The 23,823-nt window shown below is 41.3% G+C and carries 20 protein-coding genes and 1 pseudogene; 9 read left to right on the top strand and 12 right to left on the bottom strand.

Features of this window, described 5'->3' with window-relative positions; all coding sequences use genetic code 11:
- Positions 1 to 397: 397 nt before the first annotated feature.
- Complete coding sequence (locus F8R90_RS06585) at positions 398 to 1,720, top strand: D-alanyl-D-alanine carboxypeptidase (RefSeq protein WP_196510079.1); 1,323 nt, start codon at positions 398 to 400, stop codon at positions 1,718 to 1,720.
- 346 nt (positions 1,721 to 2,066) lie between these two features.
- Entirely contained in the window at positions 2,067 to 3,281 is a 1,215-nt protein-coding gene (locus tag F8R90_RS06580) for an HhoA/HhoB/HtrA family serine endopeptidase (protein WP_196510078.1), read from the top strand.
- A gap of 185 nt (positions 3,282 to 3,466) precedes the next feature.
- Here the strand turns inward: F8R90_RS06580 and F8R90_RS06575 are convergent, their stop codons facing one another.
- The 6 genes from F8R90_RS06575 to F8R90_RS06550 form a co-directional block, all read right to left on the bottom strand.
- Positions 3,467 to 4,369, bottom strand: a complete 903-nt coding sequence (locus tag F8R90_RS06575) for an MBL fold metallo-hydrolase (protein ID WP_196510077.1) — start codon at positions 4,367 to 4,369, stop codon at positions 3,467 to 3,469.
- A gap of 11 nt (positions 4,370 to 4,380) precedes the next feature.
- Positions 4,381 to 4,764 carry an aspartate 1-decarboxylase gene (panD, locus tag F8R90_RS06570; RefSeq protein ID WP_190896252.1) on the bottom strand — a complete coding sequence of 128 codons (384 nt, stop codon included), beginning with the start codon at positions 4,762 to 4,764 and terminating at the stop codon, positions 4,381 to 4,383.
- Positions 4,765 to 4,877: 113 nt separating this feature from the next.
- Complete coding sequence (locus F8R90_RS06565; protein ID WP_094349222.1) at positions 4,878 to 5,390, bottom strand: inorganic diphosphatase; 513 nt, start codon at positions 5,388 to 5,390, stop codon at positions 4,878 to 4,880.
- A gap of 402 nt (positions 5,391 to 5,792) precedes the next feature.
- Positions 5,793 to 5,981 (bottom strand): hypothetical protein, encoded by a 189-nt coding sequence (locus F8R90_RS06560; protein ID WP_196510076.1) that lies wholly within the window; start codon positions 5,979 to 5,981, stop codon positions 5,793 to 5,795.
- Between the two features lie 966 nt (positions 5,982 to 6,947).
- Positions 6,948 to 7,919, bottom strand: coding sequence for a DUF362 domain-containing protein (locus tag F8R90_RS06555; RefSeq protein WP_196510075.1), 972 nt, complete (start codon positions 7,917 to 7,919; stop codon positions 6,948 to 6,950).
- Positions 7,920 to 7,992: 73 nt separating this feature from the next.
- Complete coding sequence (locus tag F8R90_RS06550; protein WP_196510074.1) at positions 7,993 to 9,075, bottom strand: ATP-binding protein; 1,083 nt, start codon at positions 9,073 to 9,075, stop codon at positions 7,993 to 7,995.
- Positions 9,076 to 9,252: 177 nt separating this feature from the next.
- Between F8R90_RS06550 and F8R90_RS06545 the strand changes: the two genes are divergently transcribed.
- Complete coding sequence (locus F8R90_RS06545) at positions 9,253 to 12,000, top strand: cation-translocating P-type ATPase (protein ID WP_196510073.1); 2,748 nt, start codon at positions 9,253 to 9,255, stop codon at positions 11,998 to 12,000.
- 129 nt (positions 12,001 to 12,129) lie between these two features.
- Here F8R90_RS06545 and F8R90_RS06540 read toward each other — a convergent pair whose 3' ends face one another.
- Together F8R90_RS06540 and F8R90_RS06535 are read right to left on the bottom strand one after the other, a co-directional pair.
- The gene (locus F8R90_RS06540; RefSeq protein ID WP_196510072.1) at positions 12,130 to 13,545 is read right to left on the bottom strand and encodes an aspartate ammonia-lyase; all 1,416 of its coding nucleotides are present in this window, start codon (positions 13,543 to 13,545) and stop codon (positions 12,130 to 12,132) included.
- 341 nt (positions 13,546 to 13,886) lie between these two features.
- On the bottom strand, positions 13,887 to 15,698 hold the full coding sequence (locus F8R90_RS06535; protein WP_196510071.1) for a calcium-binding protein: 1,812 nt from the start codon (positions 15,696 to 15,698) through the stop codon (positions 13,887 to 13,889).
- A gap of 316 nt (positions 15,699 to 16,014) precedes the next feature.
- Here F8R90_RS06535 and F8R90_RS06530 point away from each other — a divergent pair, with 316 nt between their 5' ends.
- From F8R90_RS06530 to F8R90_RS06515, 4 genes are all read left to right on the top strand, one after another.
- A complete protein-coding gene (locus F8R90_RS06530; protein ID WP_196510070.1) occupies positions 16,015 to 17,145 on the top strand; it encodes a helix-turn-helix transcriptional regulator in 1,131 nt (376 codons plus the stop codon).
- Positions 17,146 to 17,346: 201 nt separating this feature from the next.
- Complete coding sequence (gene pgsA, locus F8R90_RS06525; protein ID WP_196510069.1) at positions 17,347 to 17,874, top strand: CDP-diacylglycerol--glycerol-3-phosphate 3-phosphatidyltransferase; 528 nt, start codon at positions 17,347 to 17,349, stop codon at positions 17,872 to 17,874.
- 36 nt (positions 17,875 to 17,910) lie between these two features.
- Positions 17,911 to 18,816 (top strand): S66 peptidase family protein, encoded by a 906-nt coding sequence (locus F8R90_RS06520; RefSeq protein ID WP_196510068.1) that lies wholly within the window; start codon positions 17,911 to 17,913, stop codon positions 18,814 to 18,816.
- Positions 18,817 to 18,977: 161 nt separating this feature from the next.
- Complete coding sequence (locus tag F8R90_RS06515; protein ID WP_196510067.1) at positions 18,978 to 19,781, top strand: FkbM family methyltransferase; 804 nt, start codon at positions 18,978 to 18,980, stop codon at positions 19,779 to 19,781.
- A 47-nt stretch (positions 19,782 to 19,828) separates the two neighbouring features.
- Here F8R90_RS06515 and F8R90_RS06510 read toward each other — a convergent pair whose 3' ends face one another.
- Positions 19,829 to 20,578 (bottom strand): SAM-dependent methyltransferase, encoded by a 750-nt coding sequence (locus F8R90_RS06510; RefSeq protein WP_196510104.1) that lies wholly within the window; start codon positions 20,576 to 20,578, stop codon positions 19,829 to 19,831.
- 542 nt (positions 20,579 to 21,120) lie between these two features.
- Between F8R90_RS06510 and F8R90_RS06505 the strand changes: the two genes are divergently transcribed.
- Positions 21,121 to 21,309 carry a nuclease A inhibitor family protein gene (locus tag F8R90_RS06505; RefSeq protein WP_331000611.1) on the top strand — a complete coding sequence of 63 codons (189 nt, stop codon included), beginning with the start codon at positions 21,121 to 21,123 and terminating at the stop codon, positions 21,307 to 21,309.
- Here F8R90_RS06505 and F8R90_RS33790 read toward each other — a convergent pair.
- The 3 genes and pseudogenes from F8R90_RS33790 to F8R90_RS06485 all read right to left on the bottom strand — a co-directional run.
- Positions 21,290 to 21,551 (bottom strand): annotated as a pseudogene (locus tag F8R90_RS33790) (transposase); the annotation flags it as partial. The gene F8R90_RS06505 and the pseudogene F8R90_RS33790 overlap by 20 nt on opposite strands.
- 651 nt (positions 21,552 to 22,202) lie before the next feature.
- A complete protein-coding gene (locus tag F8R90_RS06490) occupies positions 22,203 to 22,739 on the bottom strand; it encodes a hypothetical protein (protein ID WP_196510064.1) in 537 nt (178 codons plus the stop codon).
- A gap of 197 nt (positions 22,740 to 22,936) precedes the next feature.
- Positions 22,937 to 23,143 (bottom strand): hypothetical protein, encoded by a 207-nt coding sequence (locus F8R90_RS06485; protein ID WP_196510063.1) that lies wholly within the window; start codon positions 23,141 to 23,143, stop codon positions 22,937 to 22,939.
- 466 nt (positions 23,144 to 23,609) lie between these two features.
- Between F8R90_RS06485 and F8R90_RS06480 the strand changes: the two genes are divergently transcribed.
- The coding region (locus tag F8R90_RS06480; protein WP_442946740.1) for a hypothetical protein at positions 23,610 to 23,823 on the top strand (214 nt) is incomplete at its 3' end.

Genomic DNA, 23,823 nt, shown 5'->3' with positions numbered 1-23,823 from the left:
TAATTCGTAATTTTCGGGTTTGAGTCCCGGACTAAATCTTAAAACTGCTGGTCTATAATTAGTTGGGATATGATTCCTTAACTAATTCAATTACGAATTGCGAATTATATTTTTCAGAACTATTTTGATGAGATGCGATCGCCTCATGCTTGGCCATAAACTTTTATCATAACTAATTCATATGATTGCCTCAGTTGGAGATTTTTTATTTCCATGCGTCTCTCTTCATGAGCAATGGGCATTTTGGCATTGTCAAAGCAGGCACGAAAACAATATTATTCATCCTACTTCCAGATGAGAAAAACACCAGCTATTATGACTCAATACTGATTATCGTAAAAAAGCTTGTATATTAGCACAATAAACAACGTATCAGATCCTAACAGAGGAATAAAACATGCTGGAATTATTGGGTTCAGGTTTGGTGTCGCTTTGGCTGGAGATGGCCGGGGTACAAATCAAGCCTCTAGATGCCTTAGATGCTTTGACTTGGCAAAGTAGTCCTGGCTTGGTTCTTGCCCCTGATCCAAATCCAACTGGGGCAACTACGGTGCAAAAATATCTGAAAGAGCTAGTAACATCGAAACTGATAGCACAAAATCTGGCTGAGAGTCAGGGGATTTGGATGCAGTCGGGGCCGATGCTGATGGCAAATCACCAAGGGACAACACCTCTGCCGGCTGCCTCTTTAACCAAAATTGCCACTTCATTAGTTGCTTTGAAAACTTGGGGGCCAGACTACCAGTTTGATACTTTGGTGAGTGTCACTGGGCCAATAGTCAAAGGGGTTGTGCAGGGCGATTTGGTGATTACAGGCGGTGGCGATCCTTTGTTTGTTTGGGAAGAAGCGATCGCTCTTGGTAATACTCTCAATAAAATAGGCATCAAGCAGGTAAAGGGAAATTTGATTATTAACGGCAGTTTTGCCATGAATTTCCAACGGCAGCCAATGCTGGCGGGTCTAATGCTCAAGCAAACACTAAATCATGGGACTTGGGGTCGCCCCGCTGTTTATACACACTCAATCATGCCTAAGGGAACGCCCAAGCCTCAAGTCGTGATTGCGGGCGCTGTCAAAGTTGCAATGCAACCCAACGCTCAACAAATCTTGTTACTGCGTCATCGCTCATTACCCTTGAAGCAACTAATCAAGGAAATGAATGTTTATAGTAACAACGATATGGCAGAGATGCTGGCAGAGTCAGTGGGAGGAGCAACTGTAGTCCAATCAACTGCTGCTAACCTTGCTAGGGTGCCACAAGTGGAAATTCAGTTAATCAATGGTTCTGGATTGGGGCAGGAAAATCGTATTTCTCCTAGAGCTGCTTGTGCCATGTTGATGGCTATTCAAGGTGAAGCAGCGGCCCATCAACTGAATCTGGCTGACTTGTTCCCCATGTCTGGATTTGATCACCGAGGGACACTACACGCCAGACACATTCCCGCCGCTACTGTGATCAAAACTGGTACTCTCCGGGATGTCAGTGCTTTAGCGGGAGTAATGCCCACACGCGATCGCGGTTTGGTTTGGTTTGCTATTATCAACCGTGGGACAAATCTCTGGGGTTTGCGGACTGGACAAGACCAACTACTGCAACGCGTTGTCCAACAATTACAAGTCCCTCCAACTGTTCCCACTAATCTCACTCCCCACTCAGCCATCAACTCTTTACCCCAGTTAGGTGCAGCCAGTCGGAATGAAATTTTATTCAAAAGTTAGTTCATTAACAAGGTTTTGAACCAAAAGTGAGCATGGGTGTCCACTATCCCCTATCTCCTTTTTATGGATGTCACTACTTTGAAAGGTATATTCTTATTAGCAATCCAAAAGTTTTATTGATGGGTAAAAACCGAACTTGTAAAGGGTAAATGTCCATAATAGCTTTTGGGTTAAATTTTACATTAAGTTGATTACAGGTAGTTCGCAAAATGCCCTAACCCCATTATTGGAAAGAGCAGGCGAAACCCCAAGTAAAAAGCCAACGTCAATTTTGTAAAAATAACTGTAAATAGATTTGTCACGACTAAGCAACAATTAGGCTTGGCTTATAAATTAGGTTGTGATTATGCGATTTCCCAAATCATCCCGGTCTCTACGTCAACTCAGTACTCATGTTTTAGCGATCGCGCTAGGAGTATTGATAACGGTTAGCACACTGCAAGTGTTGCCCTCCCAAGCCGAACCAGCACCCCTAGTAACTACTGGAGATACTCCACAACTGATTGCCCAACGGCAATCACCAGCCACTGCTGCGATCGGTAGTACTAGCTTTGTCACAGCAGCAGTTAATCGTGTGGGCACAGCAGTTGTCCGAATTGATACTGAGCGCACAATTACTCGTCGCGTTGATCCATTTTTTGAAGACCCATTTTTCCGTCGGTTTTTTGGTGAGGGTTTGCCTCAACAGATGCCTTCTGAGCAGTTACGCGGTTTAGGCTCAGGTTTCATTATTGACAAGAGCGGCTTAGTTATGACTAATGCTCATGTGGTCGATAAGGCTGATAAAGTAACAGTCCGACTCAAAGATGGGCGAACCTTTGAAGGGAAAGTTCAAGGTATTGATGAAGTCACAGATTTGGCAGTAGTCAAAATTAACGCTGGTAACGATTTACCTGTGGCACCCTTGGGTTCTTCCAGTAATGTACAAGTAGGAGACTGGGCGATCGCAGTTGGTAATCCTTTGGGATTTGATAACACCGTTACCTTGGGAATTGTCAGTACCCTCAAACGTTCTAGCGCCCAAGTTGGTATTAGCGACAAACGCTTGGACTTCATTCAGACAGATGCCGCCATCAACCCTGGTAACTCTGGCGGCCCACTATTAAATGGTCAAGGTGAAGTGATAGGTATTAACACAGCCATTCGCCCTGATGCAATGGGTATTGGGTTTGCGATTCCTATTGATAAAGCCAAAGCGATCGCAGCACAACTACAACGTGATGGCAAAGTTGCTCACCCCTATCTAGGTGTGCAAATGCTAACTTTGACACCCGATCTTGCCAAGCAAAATAACACCGATCCCAACTCTCCTATTCAGATACCAGAAATTAATGGTGTTTTTGTAATGCGAGTTGTCCCCAATTCTCCAGCTGCATCTGCGGGTATCCGGCGCGGGGATGTAATTCTTCAAGTTGATGGTAAAGCTATTACCAGTGCTGAACAATTGCAGAATGTTGTAGAAGATAGTCGTCTTGGTCAAGTATTGCAGGTGAAAGTGCAACGGGGTAATCAGACACAGCAGCTTTCAGTCCGCACAGCCGAGTTGCAAAATGCTTCGTAGAGGCGCATATCTGTTACTGGTATCAACTTAAACGTGAAATATAGTAGGGGCGCACAGCTAGCTGTGCGCCCTTTGTCTGCAAACGAGATCCGCTACCATAACTCATAAATGTAAAAACTGGATAACTTTTGTGGTGTTTTACTCCCCCTGTTACCCCTTAACGATGCTCTGCCAACTAGTCTAAATCACTTACTAACAGCTAATACTAAACCTTCATGGGCTATTATTGCTTCAGGAAAGGCAGATTTAATATCGACTTGAACCTGATCAAGAAAATCATCATGGTCATCTGGGTGATGATGAGAAATGGCTAGCCGTTTAACGCCAGCATTCAGGGCTGCATTCACCGCAGCTTGCCAGAGTAAATCAGCAGAGTCATGGTTGTGAGAGGTAGGGGGAGTGTAAGTAGCATTGGCAATCAGCAAGTCAACGCCTTGAATGAACTGTAAAATCCGCTCTCGCTCCACTTGATCGGCATTCTGGTGCAAATCCGTGACGTAGGCAACGCTATACTCTTGCCAAGTAACTCGGTAACCAACTGACCTCTGAGTTTGATTGATTAATGCGGTTGTAATAATCACATCATCTAGCTTCACGTCACTGTCTGGAGTCAAATTGTAAAATTGCAATTCCGACTGCATTACCTGTAAAGGGTAAGGAAAGTGTGGTTGGAGCATCTGATCGTACAGACATTGTTTGATTGAGGCTCCATTTGAGGCAGCTGTGCCGTAAATATGGAAACAATTTTCCAGAATAAATGCAGGAGCAAAAAAGGGAAACCCTTGAATCCGATTTGATTGGCAGTTGGTAAAAAATAAATGGGCTTGTAGTGGCTGTTGCAGTTCTTGCCAAGTTTTACCCAGTATGCGTAAGCCAGTACCGCCATCAAAAATCAAGCGTTTTCCAGCTACATGCATTTCTACACAAGCGGTATTACCACCATAACGGTTGGTGTTGCTACTTGGGGTAGGAATCAAACCTCTTACACCCCAAAATTGCACTAGAAATTCACCTGCTAGACTACTTGGCATGGTAGCTGACTTTTCAGGTATGTAGCTCTGGGAACCCGACAACTCAAAATTTGACATTTTCCTTGAAATTAGACCTTACTAAGCAAGTCATCGTAGCGCCGCACTTCTAAGAGTTGGTTTTTTTCGTCCACAATGACTACTGTAGGAGAGTAACTTTTTAACTCTTCTGGAGTGAAATGCCCGTAAGTCATTATAATCAAGCGATCGCCAATAATGCCTAGACGTGCCGCACCCCCATTTAGTTCAATTACTCCTGAATGGGCTGGAGCCGGGATCGCATAGGTAATAAAGCGCTGACCGTTGGCATTATTAACTACTTGCACCTGCTCATAGGGTAAGATACCAGCTTTTTCCAAAAGGATTTCATCGATGCTGATACTACCCACGTAGTTAATATTCGCCCCTGTGAGGGTGCAGTTATGAATTTTTGCCAAAAGGAGAGTACGCTGCATTTGGGTTTGGGGTTGGTGGCAGATTTTAAAATCCGTGACAAGCGAAAGTTATCAAAGTGAGGAGTTAGGAATAAAAATTTATAACTCTTAACTCCTAACTCCTAACTCCTCTATTATCCTCTATAAGCTTTGACGGATTTTTCTACTAAAGCTGCAACCTTATCCACATCTTGCCAACCGAGAATTTCTGTCACCTTTTTTTCCAAATTTTTATAACTACGGAAAAATTCGGCAATTTCATCTAAGCGGTGTGGCGCTACGTCTTTCAGGGATTTTACCTGAGTGTAGCGTGGATCTTTGTCAGGAACACAAAGGATTTTTTCATCGCGATCGCCACCGTCAATCATCTCCAAGAAGCCAATTGGTCTTGCAGCAATAATGCAGCCTGGAAAGGTTGGCTCGTCAATTATGACCATACCATCTAGGGGATCGCCATCATCAGCCAAGGTATTGGGTACAAAGCCGTAGTCGTATGGATATTGTACTGAGGAATAAAGTACTCGGTCTAGAGCAAAAGCTTCTAGTTCCTTGTCGTATTCGTATTTATTTTTACTTCCGCCAGTAATTTCAATCAGAACGTTGATTAGACCCGGTTTCGGTTGGGCAGGAATACGAGATAAGTCCACAAAAAACTCCTCTGATAACAATGAATTATGGGGGCACTCAGTCAGCTTCGCTCCCCGTGTAGAATTTTAGGGCAATATGGATCTCTTCCCAAGGTATTCATTCCACAGCATTGCTTAACCCAAGCGTATTGCCCTATAACCTATGCCGTATTCCTTTGAATTAGCCAAAAAATGGAAAAAGCGTTGCGAATAAACTTCGCAACGCTTTTTCCAAGAGTGTATTATTCTCTCCTGCCCTTGATTTCTGCGTCTACTCTGTCAAGACAACTGAAATCTGGAGTCACACAATACAGATTCAGCTTATGCCTGATCAACTACATCCACATTTACAGAGGTTATCTAAAAATCAGTTCTCTCCTGTTTGTAGCTCTCCTGCTGGTGAAATGCTACTGGGAAGCTTTATCAATCTTTCCTTCCTTGTAGGTTTTCGATCAGGGGTTGCTGGTTATTTTGGACATCACTTGAAGAATAGTGGGCGATGACAAATACGGGTAGGGTAAGAGTCAACAGAGCGATCGCAGTTCCCACAATGTCTGCCAAACGTTGGGAATATGTGTCGGAAGAATTGGCAGACTGGCTATTTGAATTCATACAAAATTGACGTTTTTCGTATCACTGTGTAGGTCTACTCTCTGAACGAGAGCCTTAATGCTATGTTAGCTATTTTTAGATTGTAAAATGTGTAGCATTCTACAATCTAAACCAGTTTTGCAACTGTCATAACAGCGTTTTTATACATAGAGTTCTTAATACAAAGTTACAAGTAGACAAATCATGTTTTATTTTGTAATTAATATTTTCAGATGTTTCCCTGTATGGTGTAACTGCTTGCATACGCAAAACTCACTTTAACAGCATCATAAATTACATTTTTTCGCTGCTTAAAGATTAATTAGCAAAATGTATTTGTTCTATTATTCATGATTATAACATCCTGCAACGCCTTTGATAAGGTCATTTTACTGGAATTACTAATTTGTGATACAGGACACAAAACCGCAAAAGCACTGAATATCTCTCAGTGCTTTTAATTGTTATACAGTAGTTATACACAAGGATATTTGCCACCAGAGAAGAAATGGCAGGAATGATTTTTGTAACCAATGATAGCTACCGAATAAATACAGATACATTACTCGTGTTGTGCAGCATAGATTCAGTGATACCACTAAACAAATATTTAAGAATTTAAAGTTTCAAATCTATGTAATATCACAGCATTTTTGTCAATCTATATATAGGTAGAGTAAAAATGTTTTATAAGGTAGCGTAGAGGCTTATCGTTAAACTTGGCTCATCTTTGAGCAAAATACCCAATTTCCAGATTCTAAATCTGTATAACTTTTTGGATAAATCAAAATCTAAAACGGTAAATTTTATAACAAATTAATCAACTAAAAAAACCGCCACTAAATATATAGGGCGGTCTGGTTAAGCAATCGGAGGGTAATTAGAGATTACTCTGCTAATAAATAAAATTGCTGTAACGAAGTTTGCACTTGTAAATTAGGGATTGGGTATATTGGGCATAGTTATTCTCCTGATCTCCCACACTCTCTACTCCCTTCCATAAACACTTATTGGTTCCTTGATAAATCGGGTGTAAAGATGCTTAAACGTAGACTTAATTACGCGAGGCATACCAAAATCGATGGGCATTAACTTGTCGGGTAGCCGCCAATCTTCTATTTTTAATAAGTCAGGATTTAAATGCGGAAACTCTATGGCAGCAAGTTCTGGACAAACTCCTAGCCTTTGGGAAGCTGCAACTGTGGGCACTTGTTCAGGAGGAACATTGAGGATTTCTACCATTGCCCGATCTAAGGCAAATATATCTGATGCGGCTGCTAAAATGCCCAGTTGGCGAGGTTCACCATTACTGGGGCCATTTCCTTCATGAGCGATGATGCCATCTAATATGGTTAAGTTAGGATTAATTGCCCTGGCAGTTTCTACTAACATTTCACCAAATCTATTCGCGTCTTTTCCAGCTTCCATATGCCACCAAGCTTTCATTTTGCCGGGGACGCAACCAAATAAGTTTTTTACGCCCAGTGTTAATGTCAATTGCATATGTGATTTCACTTTCGGTAGGTTAATCACTACATCTGCTTCCATTGCTTCTTTAGACAGCCGCAGATGGTTAAAATTATCACTGACGGTTTGGTAACGCTGACCATGAAAATCGATGATGGGAAGATTGAGTTCTTCTAAAATAGGCAGATAGCCATTTGCTACTGCTACGCCCTTGGCACTTCCAAAAGCAGGGCTATCGCCCAAAAATGGCTTACCACCAACCTCAATTACCATCTGGGCAACTTCGTAAACTAGTTCGGCACGGGTGATACACTCTTTACCAGGACGCGAACCTGTAAGTAGATTAGGTTTGAGTAAAACGCGATCGCCTTTTTTTACAAATGCTGCCATACCTCCAAAAGGTTCCAGCAGTGTAACTAAAGATTCTCGTAAAGCCTCTCGTTCATAAGATATAGCCCGAATGAGACTGACAGATGGTTTTTGAGTCTGCATGGATAATAAATTACCAGTAATGAAGATATTCTTCTATCTTCCTATTTATACCAATTCTCTAAAATCTCGCGTACTAGCTTAACCTCTGCCGCAACCACAAAGCCAATAAAGGTAATGCTAGTTGATAACCCTGTTCAGCACTATAAATTAAACCTTTGTGCTGTAATCCAGTCAGCGATCCCTGAAGGCTACCACCTCTTGAAAGACCATGTTTTTGAATATATTCTTTACTTTGTGGTTTATCTGTAGGATCTAAAGCCAAAGATTCTAAAAGATGCACCTGATTGGCTGGCAATAACATGAGTAAAGATTCAAAAACTAAAGACAAGTCTTGGAGCAAACCTTCTATTGCCTGCTGCACTGCTGCTTCACTAATTAACCCATCAGGATAAGAAAATGTTTGCAGGCGGCGAATTATTGCCATAGCGTCGCCAATGTGTCCTTGGACAGCATCTAAAAATAATTGTAGTGCTTGGGAGCGAGAATCAAATTTCATTCCTTGTATATGCAATATCTCCCTAGCCCACAATGCCAAAACGTCATTAGCTAAGGGAGCTAACTGTATAGTTTCTAGCGGATAGTTTGTCTCATCTGGATGATGGCTGATCTCAGCTATGGTTGCTATTAAGACGTAGCTAACATGAGTTTGTACATTGATTTCTCGTCTGAATGTGGCTTCCCACAAACCATTACGATCCCAAGAGCGAATGTGCGGAAAACTCTGCAAAATCAGCACTACCCGCTTATTTAAACCAATAGCCATAATTTGAAGCAAATTGAGCAAAATTTCAAATGCTTGCCATAACTGCTTTTGGTTCAGGGAACCCAATGACTTAAGTTTGCCTTCTGGATGAAAGACAAAAAACTCTTTGCCAAAGTTGCTTACCCAGTCTTGAATTTGTGCTGCTTCCCAGTTTTGGCTAATTGTCTCTGTTAGCAATAGGATAAATCGCTCTCCATCTGTAGCGCGGATGCAGTCTATCTCCAAGACGATCGCACCAACTTCTTGAGCAGCCCCTCGCACTAAAGTTCGTCGCCCACTACCAGGTACGCCAGTAATCAGCAAGTCTCCATCTTGGGCTAGTACTTCGACAATCCGCTGAAATTCTAGCGATCGCCCAACCAATTGTAAAGGAGTAGACAAATCCAAATTCACCTAGTTTTTGCCCTTGGTTTTAATCTTCACCTAACGGCAAGCATACCCACTTGCGTGACTACTGAGCAAGCATTGAAAGTAATTATGATAATAGTCAATTTTTATTAGTTCTTATTTTTGTTTAGCACTTATTTTTAGTGCTAAAACTTATTTAACACTAAATCCAATGGAATAAATATGGTACAGGCAGCATCTCCCATTGCACCCCAAGAAAAGCAATCCACCGTTTGGCATACTTTGGAAATTTCTGAAACGATCGCTCGCTTGGATAGTGATGCTGAGAATGGTTTGAGTAGTGTAGTAGCCAAACACTTATTGTCTGAAGTGGGAGCAAACGAACTCACAGGCAAGAAAAGCAAACCTTGGTGGTTAAAATTTTTACTGCAATTTAACCAACCACTGCTGATTATTTTGTTGTGTGCGGGTTTAGTAAAGGCGCTAACTGGCAGCTTGGTGAATGCTGGTGTTATCTGGGGAGTGACTACCACCAACGCCATCATTGGATTTATTCAAGAATCGAAAGCCGAAAGTGCGATCACTGCCCTCGCCAAAGCAATTACCACTGAAGCAACTGTCATCCGTAATGGTCAAAAATTACGCATTGCTTCTGGTGAGTTAGTACCTGGAGATATTGTGTTGCTAACTTCTGGTGATAAAGTTCCAGCAGATTTACGGTTAATTAAGGTTAAAAATTTACAAATAGATGAATCTGCCCTGACTGGTGAATCTCTAGCGGTAGAAAAGAATACTCAAACTTTAAAGCCAGATATTGCTCTAGCCGAGCGCAAAAATATGGCTTATGCGGGTGGCTTCGTTACCTTTGGGCAAGGTACTGGTGTTGTAGTTGCCACAGGGAACACCACAGAAACAGGGCGAATTTCTCAGTTAATGGAGCAGCATACAGATATTTCTACTCCCTTAACTAGAAAATTCAATAAATTCAGCCAGAATTGGCTGTATATGGTGTTAGGGTTAGCAGCCCTCTGCTTCGTGGTGGGATTAAGCTTTCGAGGTTTTGAAGAAGCTTTAGAAGCAGCAGTCACTTTAACAGTCAGTGCGATTCCTGAAGGATTACCAGCAGTCGTGACAGTTACCCTAGCCATAGGTGTTTCTCGCATGGCGCAACGCAACGCCATTATCCGCAAATTACCAGCCGTGGAAACCTTGGGGAGTGCAACTGTTGTTTGCTCTGATAAAACTGGGACTTTAACAGAAAACCAGATGACAGTACAGGCAATTTATGCAGGGGGATATCAATATACTCTCACTGGTATAGGTTACACATCTGAAGGCGAAATACTTATACATGACAAACCCGTGAACCTCAACAGCCATAAAGGTCTGCAAGAATGTTTAATCGCAGGCTTGCTATGTAACGATTCCCATTTAGAAAAGAAGAATGGCAGGTGGGTAGTAATGGGAGATCCCACAGAAGGGGCATTAATTGCATCAGCAAGTAAAGCAGGTTTTAGTCAGCCTACCTTACTTAAGCAAATGCTAAAGGTAGATGCGATTCCCTTTGAATCAGACTTTCAATACATGGCGACTTTGCACGCCACACCCCAAGGTAAGACTATTTATGTCAAGGGTTCAGTTGAGGCAATTATTCAGCGTTGCACTCTGATGTTGAACACTGATGGACAATCCCGCCCGTTAGATTGTGTAGAAACATTACGGCAAAGCAGCATCGAGCGGGAAGTCAATATTATGGCACGGCAAGGCTTGCGGGTATTAGCTTTAGCGAAGAAAGTAGTACCCGATGGGCAAAATACACTAGATCATCCAGATATTGATACCGGGTTAATTTTCATCGGCTTGCAGGGAATGATTGATCCGCCGCGTGAGAGTGCTATTAAGGCAGTCCAAGCCTGTCAGGAAGCGGGAATTGAGGTCAAAATGATCACTGGCGATCATGCAATCACAGCGCAGGCGATCGCTTATCGTATGGGTATCAACAAAAATGGCTCAGTTCTGGCTTTCACGGGTGCAGAACTAGCAAAAATGGATAAAAAAGAGCTTGCCGAAGTTGCCCAAGAAGGTGTAGTCTTTGCCCGTGTTGCCCCAGAACAAAAGCTACGTTTAGTCGAAGCTTTGCAATCAAAAGGTGAAATCGTTGCCATGACAGGAGATGGTGTCAACGATGCACCAGCCTTAAAACAAGCAGATATTGGTATTGCAATGGGTGGTGCTGGTACAGAAGTTGCCAAAGAAGCCGCAGATATGCTGCTTACCGATGATAATTTTGCCTCCATTGAAGCTGCTATAGAAGAAGGACGGGCGGTTTATAAAAACCTGCTCAAGGCAATTTGCTTTATTTTGCCTGTCAACGGTGGTGAATCAATGACAATTTTAATTAGCACATTGCTAGCCAGAGATTTACCAATTTTATCTTTACAAGTTCTGTGGCTCAATATGCTCAATTCTATTACTATGACAGTGCCTTTAGCCTTTGAGCCAAAGGCGCAAAACGTCATGCAACAAGCGCCTCGTCATCCTAATGAACCGTTAATTTCAGGGAGTCGGTTACAACGAATCTTAGCAATTTCTCTATTTAATTGGATTGTCATATTTGGAGTATTTGAATATATCCGCCAAACTACGGGTAATGTTGATTTAGCTAGAACAATGGCGATTAACGCTCTCATTGCTGGACGGATATTCTATTTATTGAGTATTAGTCAATTAATCCCGAATTTGATTGCCAAGATGGACGGCACAATTAAAGAGAACGTTGATATTCCTGCTATTGGCTTTGGGATTTTAGGAGCAATTATTTTGCAAATTATTTTTGCTCATGTGCCATTAATTAATGAAGTTTTTGAAACCGCACCATTAAGCTTGCAGCAGTGGCTATTTTGTTTAGCAGTTGGTTCACCAATGATTTTGTGGGCTACAGTAGTAAATCGTTTCGATCCGCCAAATTAAATCACTCAGGTATTTTTCAAGACAAACACCATCCTAGATTTTCGGTGCGTTAGGACTAATGTCCATAACGCACCCTACCAGATTAAAGCCAATGTGAATTAAGTTTTCCGACTTGTGTGTACATCGTAGCTATTCCGCCTTGAGAGGTAAAATACCACTCATCTGTTCTAGGTTTAACACTGTGGCTAATTCTGCCTCATTCATCAATCCGCGTTCTAAAACAATCTGCCGTAAAGATTTACCAGTTTCTAAGGATTCTTTGGCGACAGCTGCGGCATTTAAATAACCGATGTGGGTATTTAGTGCGGTTACTAAGGCTAAACTACCTTCTGCATAAGCTAAACAACGTTCCTGGTTTGCTGTGATTCCTTCAATGCAACGTTCTGTAAGGACAGCGATGGTATTGCCGAGAATTTCGATACTGTGAATTAAGTTATAGGCAATTAGCGGCATCATCACATTTAATTCTAATTGTCCGGCTTGTGCAGCTAAAGCGATCGCACTGTCGTAACCCATCACCTGAAAACACACCATTGATGTCATCTCTGCCATCACGGGGTTATATTTCCCTGGCATAATTGAGGAACCGGGTTGCACTGGAGGGAGTTGAATTTCTTTCAAGCCTGTTTTTGGCCCCGAATCCATCAACCGTAAATCGTGAGAGATTTTGACTAAATCCTGCGCTAAGTTCCGTAAAGCACCAGAAACATTTACAAATGGTGCCATACTTTGCATGGCTGCCATGAGATGGGGCGCAGGTTCTAAAGGAGTTTCAATCAATTCTGAAAGAACTTCTACTACACGGGCGCGATATAGAGGATGGGTATTTAACCCCGTTCCGGCTGCACTACCTCCCAAACCCAGCACCATCAAATCACCAGAGGCGGTGTAAATCCGGTTTTGGTGTTCTGTAAGAATGTGCGCCCAAGCCCGAAAATTTTCACCCAAACGCACGGGTACAGCGTCTTGTAAGTGGGTTCTGCCAGATTTAACGATATCTTGAAATTCTACAGCTTTGTTTTCTAAAGATGCGATCGCACCATCTATTGCTGGGTGTAATGTCTTGGATAATGCCAATAATCCACCAATGCGAATTGCGGTGGGAATCACATCATTGGTAGACTGCCCATAATTAACGTGATCATTAGGACTAACACGTTTATAATCGCCCTTTTCTTCACCAAGAATTTCTAAGGCGCGATTTGCCAGAACTTCGTTGACATTCATGTGGTGAGATGTTCCAGCACCCGCCTGATAAACATCGACGACAAACTGATCGCGGAACTTCCCAGCCAGGATTTCATCAGTTGCTTGGATAATCGCCTGACTAATATCTTGAGGGATGCAATTTAGTTCTCCATTCACAATTGCTGTAGCTTTTTTGATTATCAAACAAGCATCTACGTAAGTATGCAAAGGTTTGATACCACTAATTGGGAAGTTTTCGATTGCCCGTAGTGTTTGGATGCCGTAATAAAAGCTACTAGCAATTTGGCGATCGCCCATCGAATCTCGTTCGATGCGAAAATCTATATTGTCAGTCATAGTATTGTTTGGATGATCTTTAAAGTACAGATCATGCCATGCAAATGATACTCAGGCCCTTTTTACTATGTCCAATCCTTCAGCACCAAATCGGGAATTGTCGTGGCTAGGGAATTTCCTTGGCGTACAAAAAATCTTTTTTTAGCTACGATACAAAACTAACAAATAGCACGAACCGAAGTCAAAAGTCTTATTAAATAGGCTTTTTAGCGTTTTTAAGTGATTGCTCCATTCACGTCATGATGTACTACTCAATACACTTAAGTACAGAAATCTATTGAAATAAAAAGGGAGAGGCAGCGTTACCTCTCCCTCCGAGTATTCAATGTATCTTTACTTAATTAAAGGATAATGTCGCTTCCAGGATTTCCTACCGCTACAAATAGTGCTGGCGCTCCTGCAATCTGAATTTCAAATTCAGCAGCAAGATCGAAATCGAGGTTACCTCGAAGAATGCCTCCGCTATAACTGAGATGACCGAGGCCGTTGCCACCGAATGTGAAGGCTTGGTTGCCTGCTAAAAATGGGTTAGCGTCAATGGTAGATAAATCGATTTGATCGCCTAATCCAAAACCGTTGCCAACGAAACCACTGATGACATCGCGCAGTACACCAGGTTGACTGTCTGAAATCAAGTCGAAATCGAATACATCGTTACCCAATCCGCCGATGAGACTGTCAGTTCCGGCACCACCTCTGAGAATGTCGTTGCCCAACCCACCAAATATAGTATCGTTACCACCCAACCCAGAGAGTATATTATTGCCACTGTTGCCGTTGATGACATTGTTGCTGGCGTTACCTGTGCCGTTAATTGCTCCTACCCCTGTCAAAGTTAGGTTTTCCAAGTTAGCACTCAGGGTGTAGCTGACTGAAGCCTGTACAGTGTCTATGCCGCCCAAAGCATCACCAAATTGTTCAGATGCGATATCAAATATGTTGTCTACGATGTAGGTGTCATTGTTGTCGCCCCCATCCAGGTTGTCGGCACCTGTACCCCCATTGAGGACATCATTGCCATTACCACCTCTGAGGATGTCGTTCCCGCCATTGCCGTTCAAATTATCGTTACCACCCAACCCAGAGAGTACATTGTTAGCATTGTTGCCGTTGATGACGTTGTTCTTGGCGTTACCTGTGCCGTTGATTGCTCCAACCCCTGTCAAATTCAGGTTTTCTAGGTTAGTACTCAGGGTGTAACTGACTGAAGCCTCTACCGTATCTACGCCGCCCAAAGCATCACCAAATACTTCGGATGCTACATCAAGTGTGTTGTCTACGATGTAGGTGTCATTGCCATCGCCACCATCTAGGTTGTCTACACCTGTACCCCCAAAAAGGAAATCATTGCCGCTACCACCTCTGAGGATATCGCTGCCACTACCGCCTCTGAGTTCATCGTTGCCAGCGCCTCCATTGAGTTGATCGTTACCATCCAACCCAGAGAGTATATTATTGCCACTGTTGCCGTTGATGACATTATCCTTGGCGTTACCTATACCGTTAATTGCTGCTACCCCTGTCAAATTCAGGTTTTCTAAGTTAGTACTCAGGGTGTAACTGACTGAAGCCTGTACAGTGTCTATGCCGCCCAAAGCATCACCAAATACTTCGGCTGCTACATCAAGTGCGTTGTCTACGATGTAGGTGTCATTGCCATCGCCACCATCTAGGTTGTCGGCACCTGTACCCCCATTGAGGACATCATTGCCATTACCTGCTCTGAGGGTGTCGTTGCCACTACCGCCAAAAAGGTTATCGTTGCCGTCATCGTCGCTGAGAAAATCGTTGCCACTATCGCCGTTCAAGCTATCGTTGCCACTACCACCAACAAAAGTATCATTGCCACTACCACCAACAAAAGTATCGTTGCCACTACCGCCGCTCAGGCTATCATTACCACTACCGCCACTCAGGCTATCACTGCCACTACCGCCGCTTAGTGTGTCGTTCCCACCATTACCGTTTAAGGTATCGTTGCCAGCACCTCCATCGAGGGTATCGTTGGTGTCAAGAGCGTTAAGAATGTCGTTACCGTCCAATCCATTGATCGTATCAGGTCTATCGGGGATCACAATGGTACCTAAAATGAAAAGTGGATCAATGATTCCATTCAGAGCGTCATCAAAAACTGTACCGTTAATGATTGCCATAATGAGCTTTTCCTTAAGTTAGAGGATGTTGGAAAATTATTAGAGGAATCGTTCAAGCTAGTCTTTACAAAGTTTCGTGTTTTTTTACACTAAAACTACCTATGTATAGCGTCTTGTAGACACTACTACTAGTCTTTTCACGATTCATCGCATCATTGCGACTTGCACAAATGTTTTATCTGTCTCAGGGAAATCCCTGAGCAGTATTTTGTTCGAGAAAATTACTGTTAGTAGAATGACAAAACTTTTTTACGAAAACAATACGACGATCGCCGTAGTTAATTGTGAAGCAGTAACCATCTACTTATAAAAAGCCGTGAAAAGTTTGTCACCAAATGATTTGCAGAGGATTCTGCTTTTTTTGCGATCGCTTTACGCACCTTGCAGTATTGATAAATTTCCAATACAAATACTGACAGCTTTACCAAAGTTAGTAGGTGCAGAAACATTTGCAATAGGCAGTTTCAAGATTCGCGGTACACCCTTCTTGCCCAGGTTCTACACGTTTCCCCATCCTGAAGTAGGCATGGCTGCGGAATCATTCACATCTCAACGTCAAAAATTTTTTACTCATCCAGTTGCAAAACGTTATGTCAAAACACTGGATGGACAAGCACTAGCAATTTCAGATTTTTTTAGTGAGCCAGAGTTCCAACGCAGAGAAGCTTTTTATGCTTTTTTTCAGTCCCTTGGGTTGAAGGATCAGATGGCGATTCACTTTGAGCTTCCTTCCATAGGGAATGCCGATCAGTTTCATCAAGGACAAGACCACTTAGTTTTAACAATCAACCGCGATCGCCGGAACTTCACTGAGCGCGATCGCTTGATTCTGAATTTAATTCGTCCGCAGTTAGAGCAGGCATATCAGAACATTGCCGCGTTTACTCAAGTACAGGAACAACTTAGCCAGCTAAATCAGGCAACTGAACAAGTAGGTTTAATTGCTCTATTTATTGACGGCAAAGTGGAGTGGATAAGCCAAAAAGCTGGAGACTTACTACATAAATATTGCCCACTATCAAAGCTGCCAAACTCGCTACCTGACATCCTTCAAAGATGGATAAATCATCAAATATCTTTACTAAAACAGTCAACCGAGATTCCTTCTCCTGTGCATCCACTTCACCTGGAATACAATGGAACTCAGCTGACGGTGAGACTGAATTATCATGCAGCACTTGAACGGGTTTACCTGCTGTTGGAAGAAATTCAGCCTCATGTGTTTTCAGTTAAATACTTAGAAATGCTGGGGTTAACCAAACGGGAAGCTGAGGTGCTATTTTGGGTAGCGAGAGATCGGAGTACCCATGAAATTTCTCAGCAATTGGGAATGAGCGATCGTACAGTTAAGAAACATTTGGAAAATATTTACAAAAAATTTGATGTTCAAAGCCGCCTTAGTGCGGTTATGTACGCATTACAGAAATTGGGTCTTATCAATCTTTAAATGTCGATTCAAGTGTAGTTTTTTGTGTTGTAACGTTTGAGGAATATGGTATTTTAGTATATCCGCCTCAGCAACAAGCAATCATATTTAAAAAATGAACAAGATATATTACCAGTACCCGATTTAGTCAGTGATTTACATTTGACATTAGGGTGATTATTTGCTTGGTTAAAATTATTAGATAATTCCTCAACCCAAATCATGACTTTACCTAACTGGATTACCTTCTCTCGCCTATTGGGGATACCATTTCTGCTTTACGGTTTATATAATCCCACACCTCAAGCTCAGTGGATATGTTTGGCGATCTTTCTCGTTGCTGCATTGACTGATTGGTTAGACGGCTATTTGGCGCGGAAACTCAACCAAATTAGCGAATTGGGCAAATTTCTCGATCCCTTAGTGGATAAACTTCTGGTACTTGCGCCGTTGTTGGTTTTTATTGAATTAGGAAAAGTGCCCGCTTGGGGAGTGTTTTTGATTTTAGCGCGAGAATTAGCGATCGCTGGTTGGCGGGTAAGTCAAAAGACGATTACGGGGGCGAATATTTGGGGTAAACTCAAAACTGTTAGTCAAATAGTTGCGATCGCACTTTTAATTGCACCTCTGGGTGAAGTGTGGCAAACTCCCTCTCTGATTGCCTTTTGGATTTCTGTCGCCCTGACTTTAATATCTGGGGCAATTTACCTGATACCGCAAAATCCACAGTTAGATAAAAAACTAACCTAATTCTTAACTCCTCACTTTCCACTCCTAACTTTCTTCATGCCATCCAAAACCTTACCACCGCCTTTAAAACCTGGAGACTTACTACGAGTAATTGCCCCTAGTGGTGCTTTGCGAGAATTTGAAGCATTTGAACGGAGTATAGAAATTTGGCGATCGCGTGGTTATCGAGTAGGAATCAGTCCTCAGATAGATGACAAATGGGGTTATCTTGCCGGAACAGATCAAAACCGCCGTCAGCAATTAGCCGCAGCATGGCAAGATCCTGATTGTCACGGTATTCTCTGTGCTAGAGGCGGTTTTGGCAGCACCCGCATTTTAGAAGATTGGAATTGGCAAGCAAACTCAGCGCTTCCAAAGTGGCTCATAGGCTTTTCTGATATCACAGCCCTGTTATGGAGCCTTTATACAGTAGGCATTTCCGGTGTTCACGCTCCTGTGCTGACCACCTTGTTAGATGAGCCAGATTGGTCAATTGAGCGATTATTCGATTCGGTAGAGGGTCGCCCTCTCGCTCCTCTCAAAGGTTGCGGGTGGGGCGGTGGGGTGGTTAATGGCATTTTGTTGCCAGGAAATCTCACGGTTGCCACTAACCTTTTAGCTACACCAATCCTGCCACATCTGGATGGTGTAATTCTGGCGTTGGAAGACGTTACAGAAGCACCCTATCGCATCGATAGGATGCTGACGCAGTGGCGTTTGAGCGGTGCTTTGTCACAAGTCTGCGGTATTGCTTTGGGCGGTTTTACTCGCTGCGAAGCGCCGCCAACTGTATCTAGCTTTAGTGTAGAAGAAGTATTGCGCGATCGCTTGGGTGATTTGGGTATTCCTGTTGTCTCTGATTTACCTTTTGGTCATAATAGCCCCAATGCAGCTTTACCAGTGGGTGTAGAGGTAACTTTAGATGGGGATGCGGGGATATTAGCGATCGCGCATCCATATTAAGTTAAAATCAGATTCGCTTCCGGTTAAATGTTTTAAAACCTCAAAGTAAATGACTATATCAGAAGTTTATTTTGGTAGCATTTCCATATAAAAAACTATAGATAGTGTAAAGTATTACATGTTTGAACGCTTGCGGTGATTATTCAAGGAAAATGTGATTTATGGATAAAAACTTAATAATTGATGTTGGTGTTCACACAGGCGAGGATACAGAGTTTTACTTAAAAAAAGGCTTTCGAGTTGTTGGTATTGAGGCTCATCCTGAGCTTTACGAAGCTACAAAAAAGCGACTAAATTTATATATAGAAAATGGTCAACTTACCCTTCTAAATATTGCTGTATCACCGAAAGATGAGCCAGTCACTTTTTACGCCAACTTGGAGAGAAGCTTTTGGGGTACAACTTCACCAGATTGGGCTATTCGAAACGAAAGCTCTTTTGATGCGCCTTCCATCGAGATGGTTGTAGAAGGGCGGAGATTTGAAAGTATTTTGGAGGAATTTGGCATTCCCTACTATATCAAAGTAGATATTGAAGGTGCTGATTTATTATGCATACAGGCATTACGGCACTTTGATAATAAACCACAGTTCCTGTCTATAGAATCAACCAAGACTTCTTGGAAGGAACTGCTGGAAGAATTTGCGCTGTTAAAAGAACTTGGTTATCACAAATTCAAAGCCATCAGTCAGGGACACGTACCGAAACAATTCTGTCCTTCACCAGCAAGAGAAGGTCAGTATATCACACATCAATTTGAATATGGTGCTAGCGGGCTTTTTGGAGAAGAAACCCCAGGTAGTTGGCTTTCTGAGAGTGAAGTAATCAAGGTCTATAAAGGCATTTTTTTGACTTATAAAATAATTGGAGTGAATGGGATTATTTATCGATTTCCTGTGGGGAAAATGTTACTAGACAGGCTAAACATCAAGGAACCTTGGTACGATACTCATGTTAGTTTATAAACACAGTAGTTTTTATCTTTACACATAAAACTACTGTGGGGCTTGAGTTAAACTGAATCCCATTTCCGGTAGCAACGAGCTGTGCAGTAATAAGGGTGAAAAATTTCTAAGAAATTACTCTGAAGCGTTCTGTAGAAAGTTTCTACTATTTGAGGATCATCAACGTGAAAAGGATAATCTTGATTAAAGCCTTTAAAAAAATACCAGTTCAAGATTGTTTTACCACCAGGTGTCAGTGCTTCATGAAACTTTAGTAACTGTTGGGTGGGGTCTGACAAATGTTCTAAAACATCAAAAGAAATGATGGTATCAAAAGTCTCTTTTTCAGGCATTTCTAAGCAAAAACTTATTTTGTGGCTCAAACCCATCTGTTCAGCTCGATAACGCACAAAATCATTATGAATAGGATTCAGATCGCAAAATATTACTTGCTCAACCTGTGGACAAAGGGCAGCATTAATTGCATGAGTACCAATTCCACCGCCAAAATCTAACACCCGACCTTGGGCATGGTCTACAATCAAATGTAATGTATTTTCAATATTTTGACTTTGTTCTAGATGCCAAGCTCCCAACTCAAATAAATAAACCTCTCCCACCTGGTCACGATAAAAATCCGTTGCTGTATCCCAATCAAAATCTTTATGGCCTAACTCGGCCATTTGTTCTTGTCCTACCGCTAACTTGTTTTCTAGTGTTTCTACATCCAAATGCAAAAATTTCTGTAAATGTTGTTTTAAGTTAAATGAATTTTGCCAATAATCACTTAAGAAAGCTGGAGCAGGATACTTAACCATGTATTTAACTATTTTCATTAATTCGATACATTATATTTTAAACTGAATCAAACTTTTATACTTACTTTTTTTCAAAACCTAAATTTTCATAGGGAGCAATGCGATTTTGTGAGGTCGGACAAAAAAAGTGCGATGCCTGCGGCGGGCGTAGCCATCGCTAAAAATTATATTCAAGTACGGGGTGATTTTATTTACAAACAAAATACTGTTTTGTACGAGAATTCATATTGATGAGATATCTCAAAAAGTTCTACTTCTCCATCATTACATCTTGGGCACTACCAAACTTTACTTGCAGTCTCTTAACAATACTCCGGACAGTCTTGAGTTGAGCAATTAGACAAGAAAGCTATCGATCCATTAGGGTGCTGATTAGAAGAAACGAAAACGAAAACTAAAATTTATTTCATTATTTTTTCATTATTTCTATACTGTGAGCATCGCCCTTACATTTACAAGCGCTCACGTAGTGAATGCACCAAAGGAAATTTAAGTTATTGGGAATGATGCTACATTAAAAATATTGCGTATAAATAAATTCTATGACGAATGAAATTATTGAAAAGCTCAAGCCAGTTTCTGAGAGTTTGCTAATGATGAGTGAGTCAGAATATCCTTTTGAAGTTTTTTTGTGGTCTAATCAAGCTCAAGAACCTTTGACAAATCAAAAAATTCTCCAATTAACAGAACATCCTCAAGAAACATCAGTTGAAGAAGTAGAACTAGTTTAAAGACTCCAGGATACCAATCATTAGTTTTATTAAAAATTTTTCTAATTTTTTCCTTTAGTTCATGCATTACTTTCAGAATAGAAGATACTTTTTTCAATTGAATAGGTTTATTCAATTGCTCATTATTTAAGTTATCTTCATTCTTGAGTAGGGTGTATTTACTATTTTTTAACCCTTCCAACTATTAGTTCATATTCCGCTTTATCATATGCCAATTTTGCTTTTTTGATTAACTCTTTTACATATGGTTTGAGAACTTGGATAGAATATGGTTTCAAACAGTGTAAAAATCAGCTAGGTTGGGCAGATTTTCGCTTCACTGACTACCATCAAATTGAAGGCTGGTAGGAAATTGTCGAGAGTGCTTTTTAATGGTCAGCTTGCAGTTCTCCGGTATAAACGAACCAGAAAATGTTGAAAATAATTCTTCAGATAAAGACTTGTTATTAAAATTCTGCCGACATCCTTGGTGGAATCAGATTTCTGGCTGGAATCATCGACTGAATAATTTACGTTTCTCCAACCATACATTTATTCTTGTTTACTAAAGCCTTGGATAAAACTGTTTAACAATCGGTATTTACAAATTGGTTTTCAATGGCTAATTCAGATTATGAATGAGTTCATTGGTTTCATTTTTTCTGATGCACAATCCGAGGATTTATATTTTTACTCTGCCTAGGGTGATTGAAGAGGGTTAATGGCATAAACGTCTGTAATGTTTATGGAGCATAGCTTAGAGCTTTTCTTGGTGTCATTCGATCATATCCACTTTTTGGTTGCGAAAAAACTTAAGGGAAAACATAAAATCCGACCAAGTATTCTGGATAAAACTTGAGTAAATGCGTGTTGTCAACCCAGTACGACAAATAATTTGTTATTCTACACCTTCCTTAATTATCTTTTAGTAGAGAAACTACTAAAGTAAAAACATAATCTGAAAGTTCTATTTTTTGATTACTCTTGGGATAAGGTTCAGCCTTAATAAACTCTATTAAATAATTATCAATTTTTTTGATATCTAAATCCTTCCGGCTTGCATTGTAAATCAAATTTGATTTTCCCAAATCTTTCTTATCTACTAAAATTTTAACAATAATTTGTATTTGTCCTGCCCAGAAACAATTTAGATCGGAAGGACATCTTGAATCTTCTGTTACGTCTAGTAAAGTTAGTTCAACCTTTCCAGAGTTTATACTAGCAATTTCACTAATTTTCAATTGAAACTGCTCTCCAAAATCAGCACTAACCATGTTATGTCGTGTTTCATTATAAAATGTATGAGTTAAAAAAAGATTTGTATTTAATTTTTCTGGTACATATACTACTAAGGCATGATTATTAGCCAAAATCACGCTAATAAAGAGAATAAAAATCAAACTCAAGACAATCAATATTTTTGATTTTAATTTTGTCGATTTAAAGGTCATTTTTTACAATTGAAGGTAAGCTAAATTTTTCCAGAAAATCTCAAAACTCTGAACTCCATGAATCGCGGAACTCCAAAGTGTTGCGTCACAAACAAATATGTTAGCCGCACGGGATGCACTTGGTAAAATCCACAAAAGTGCACTGAGGTAATGATTTCCTGCTTCTACAAAGGCATGACTTGAAGCGGTTGGATTAATCAGTTGTTTTGCACGACCGTGGGTTTTTGTTCTGTCGCAAAGTGATCCAAACTAACCACGATGAGAGTAACAGTATCCTTGAGGAGATTTAGGGAATCCATTGCTTCTAAGTATTGGGGCGATCGCTTCATCTCCTCAGTGATGTGGCTGGGATCTCCCGGATGAAAATTTCTTCGCCAAAACGCCTGATCTCGAATGGCTGCCACAACAAAGCGTTCCAATTCATCAGCATTTTTAGCTTTCGGGCTTAAAAACTATGCTTCAAGCGCACGAGTTCTTGTTCCTTGAAAGTTAGGTAACTCCTCGGTTTGGGGAAAAGTGCGGATTCCTTAAGGGGCTTTTTCAAAACCTTGACTTTGAGAGTAGCGGGGAATATTCATCAGCTTTCTACTCCTAAGAGCATTATGTAATTACATAAAGTCGAGGTTTATCAAGTAGGGGTAGGAAATGCTCCTTTACCCCTACGCCTTACCTATAAGTCTGGGGGCAGACTAGTGGTCTGTCTCATTAAATATGATCGGTAAACTCATTCTTAATTTTTCTTCCTTTGCGCCCTTTGCGTCCTTTGCGGTTCGTTTCTCAACCCTCTCAAAATTAATGGGACAGACCACTAGTGGTCTGTCCCATTAATTTTGCGGGGTTATAATCAAGTGTGATTAAATAGCAATGTGGATGCATTGGTATTCACAAGCAGACAAGCGATCGCAGAAGAAGGAAAAAGGGTGTATGAGCAAAAAGTATCAAATTAATCTGAGTGAATCACAGAGGGAAGAACTACTGGCTCTAGTCAAAAAGGGTTCAGCAAAAGCCAGAGAAATTCGGCGTGCACACACATTACTAATGGCTGCGGATGGCAAGACTGATGAAATAATAGCAGAAATATTAC

Source organism: Nostoc sp. NZL, assembly GCF_015714705.1.
GTDB classification, from domain to species: domain Bacteria; phylum Cyanobacteriota; class Cyanobacteriia; order Cyanobacteriales; family Nostocaceae; genus Nostoc; species Nostoc foliaceum_A.
This window is presented reverse-complemented; position numbering and strand designations above follow the sequence as displayed.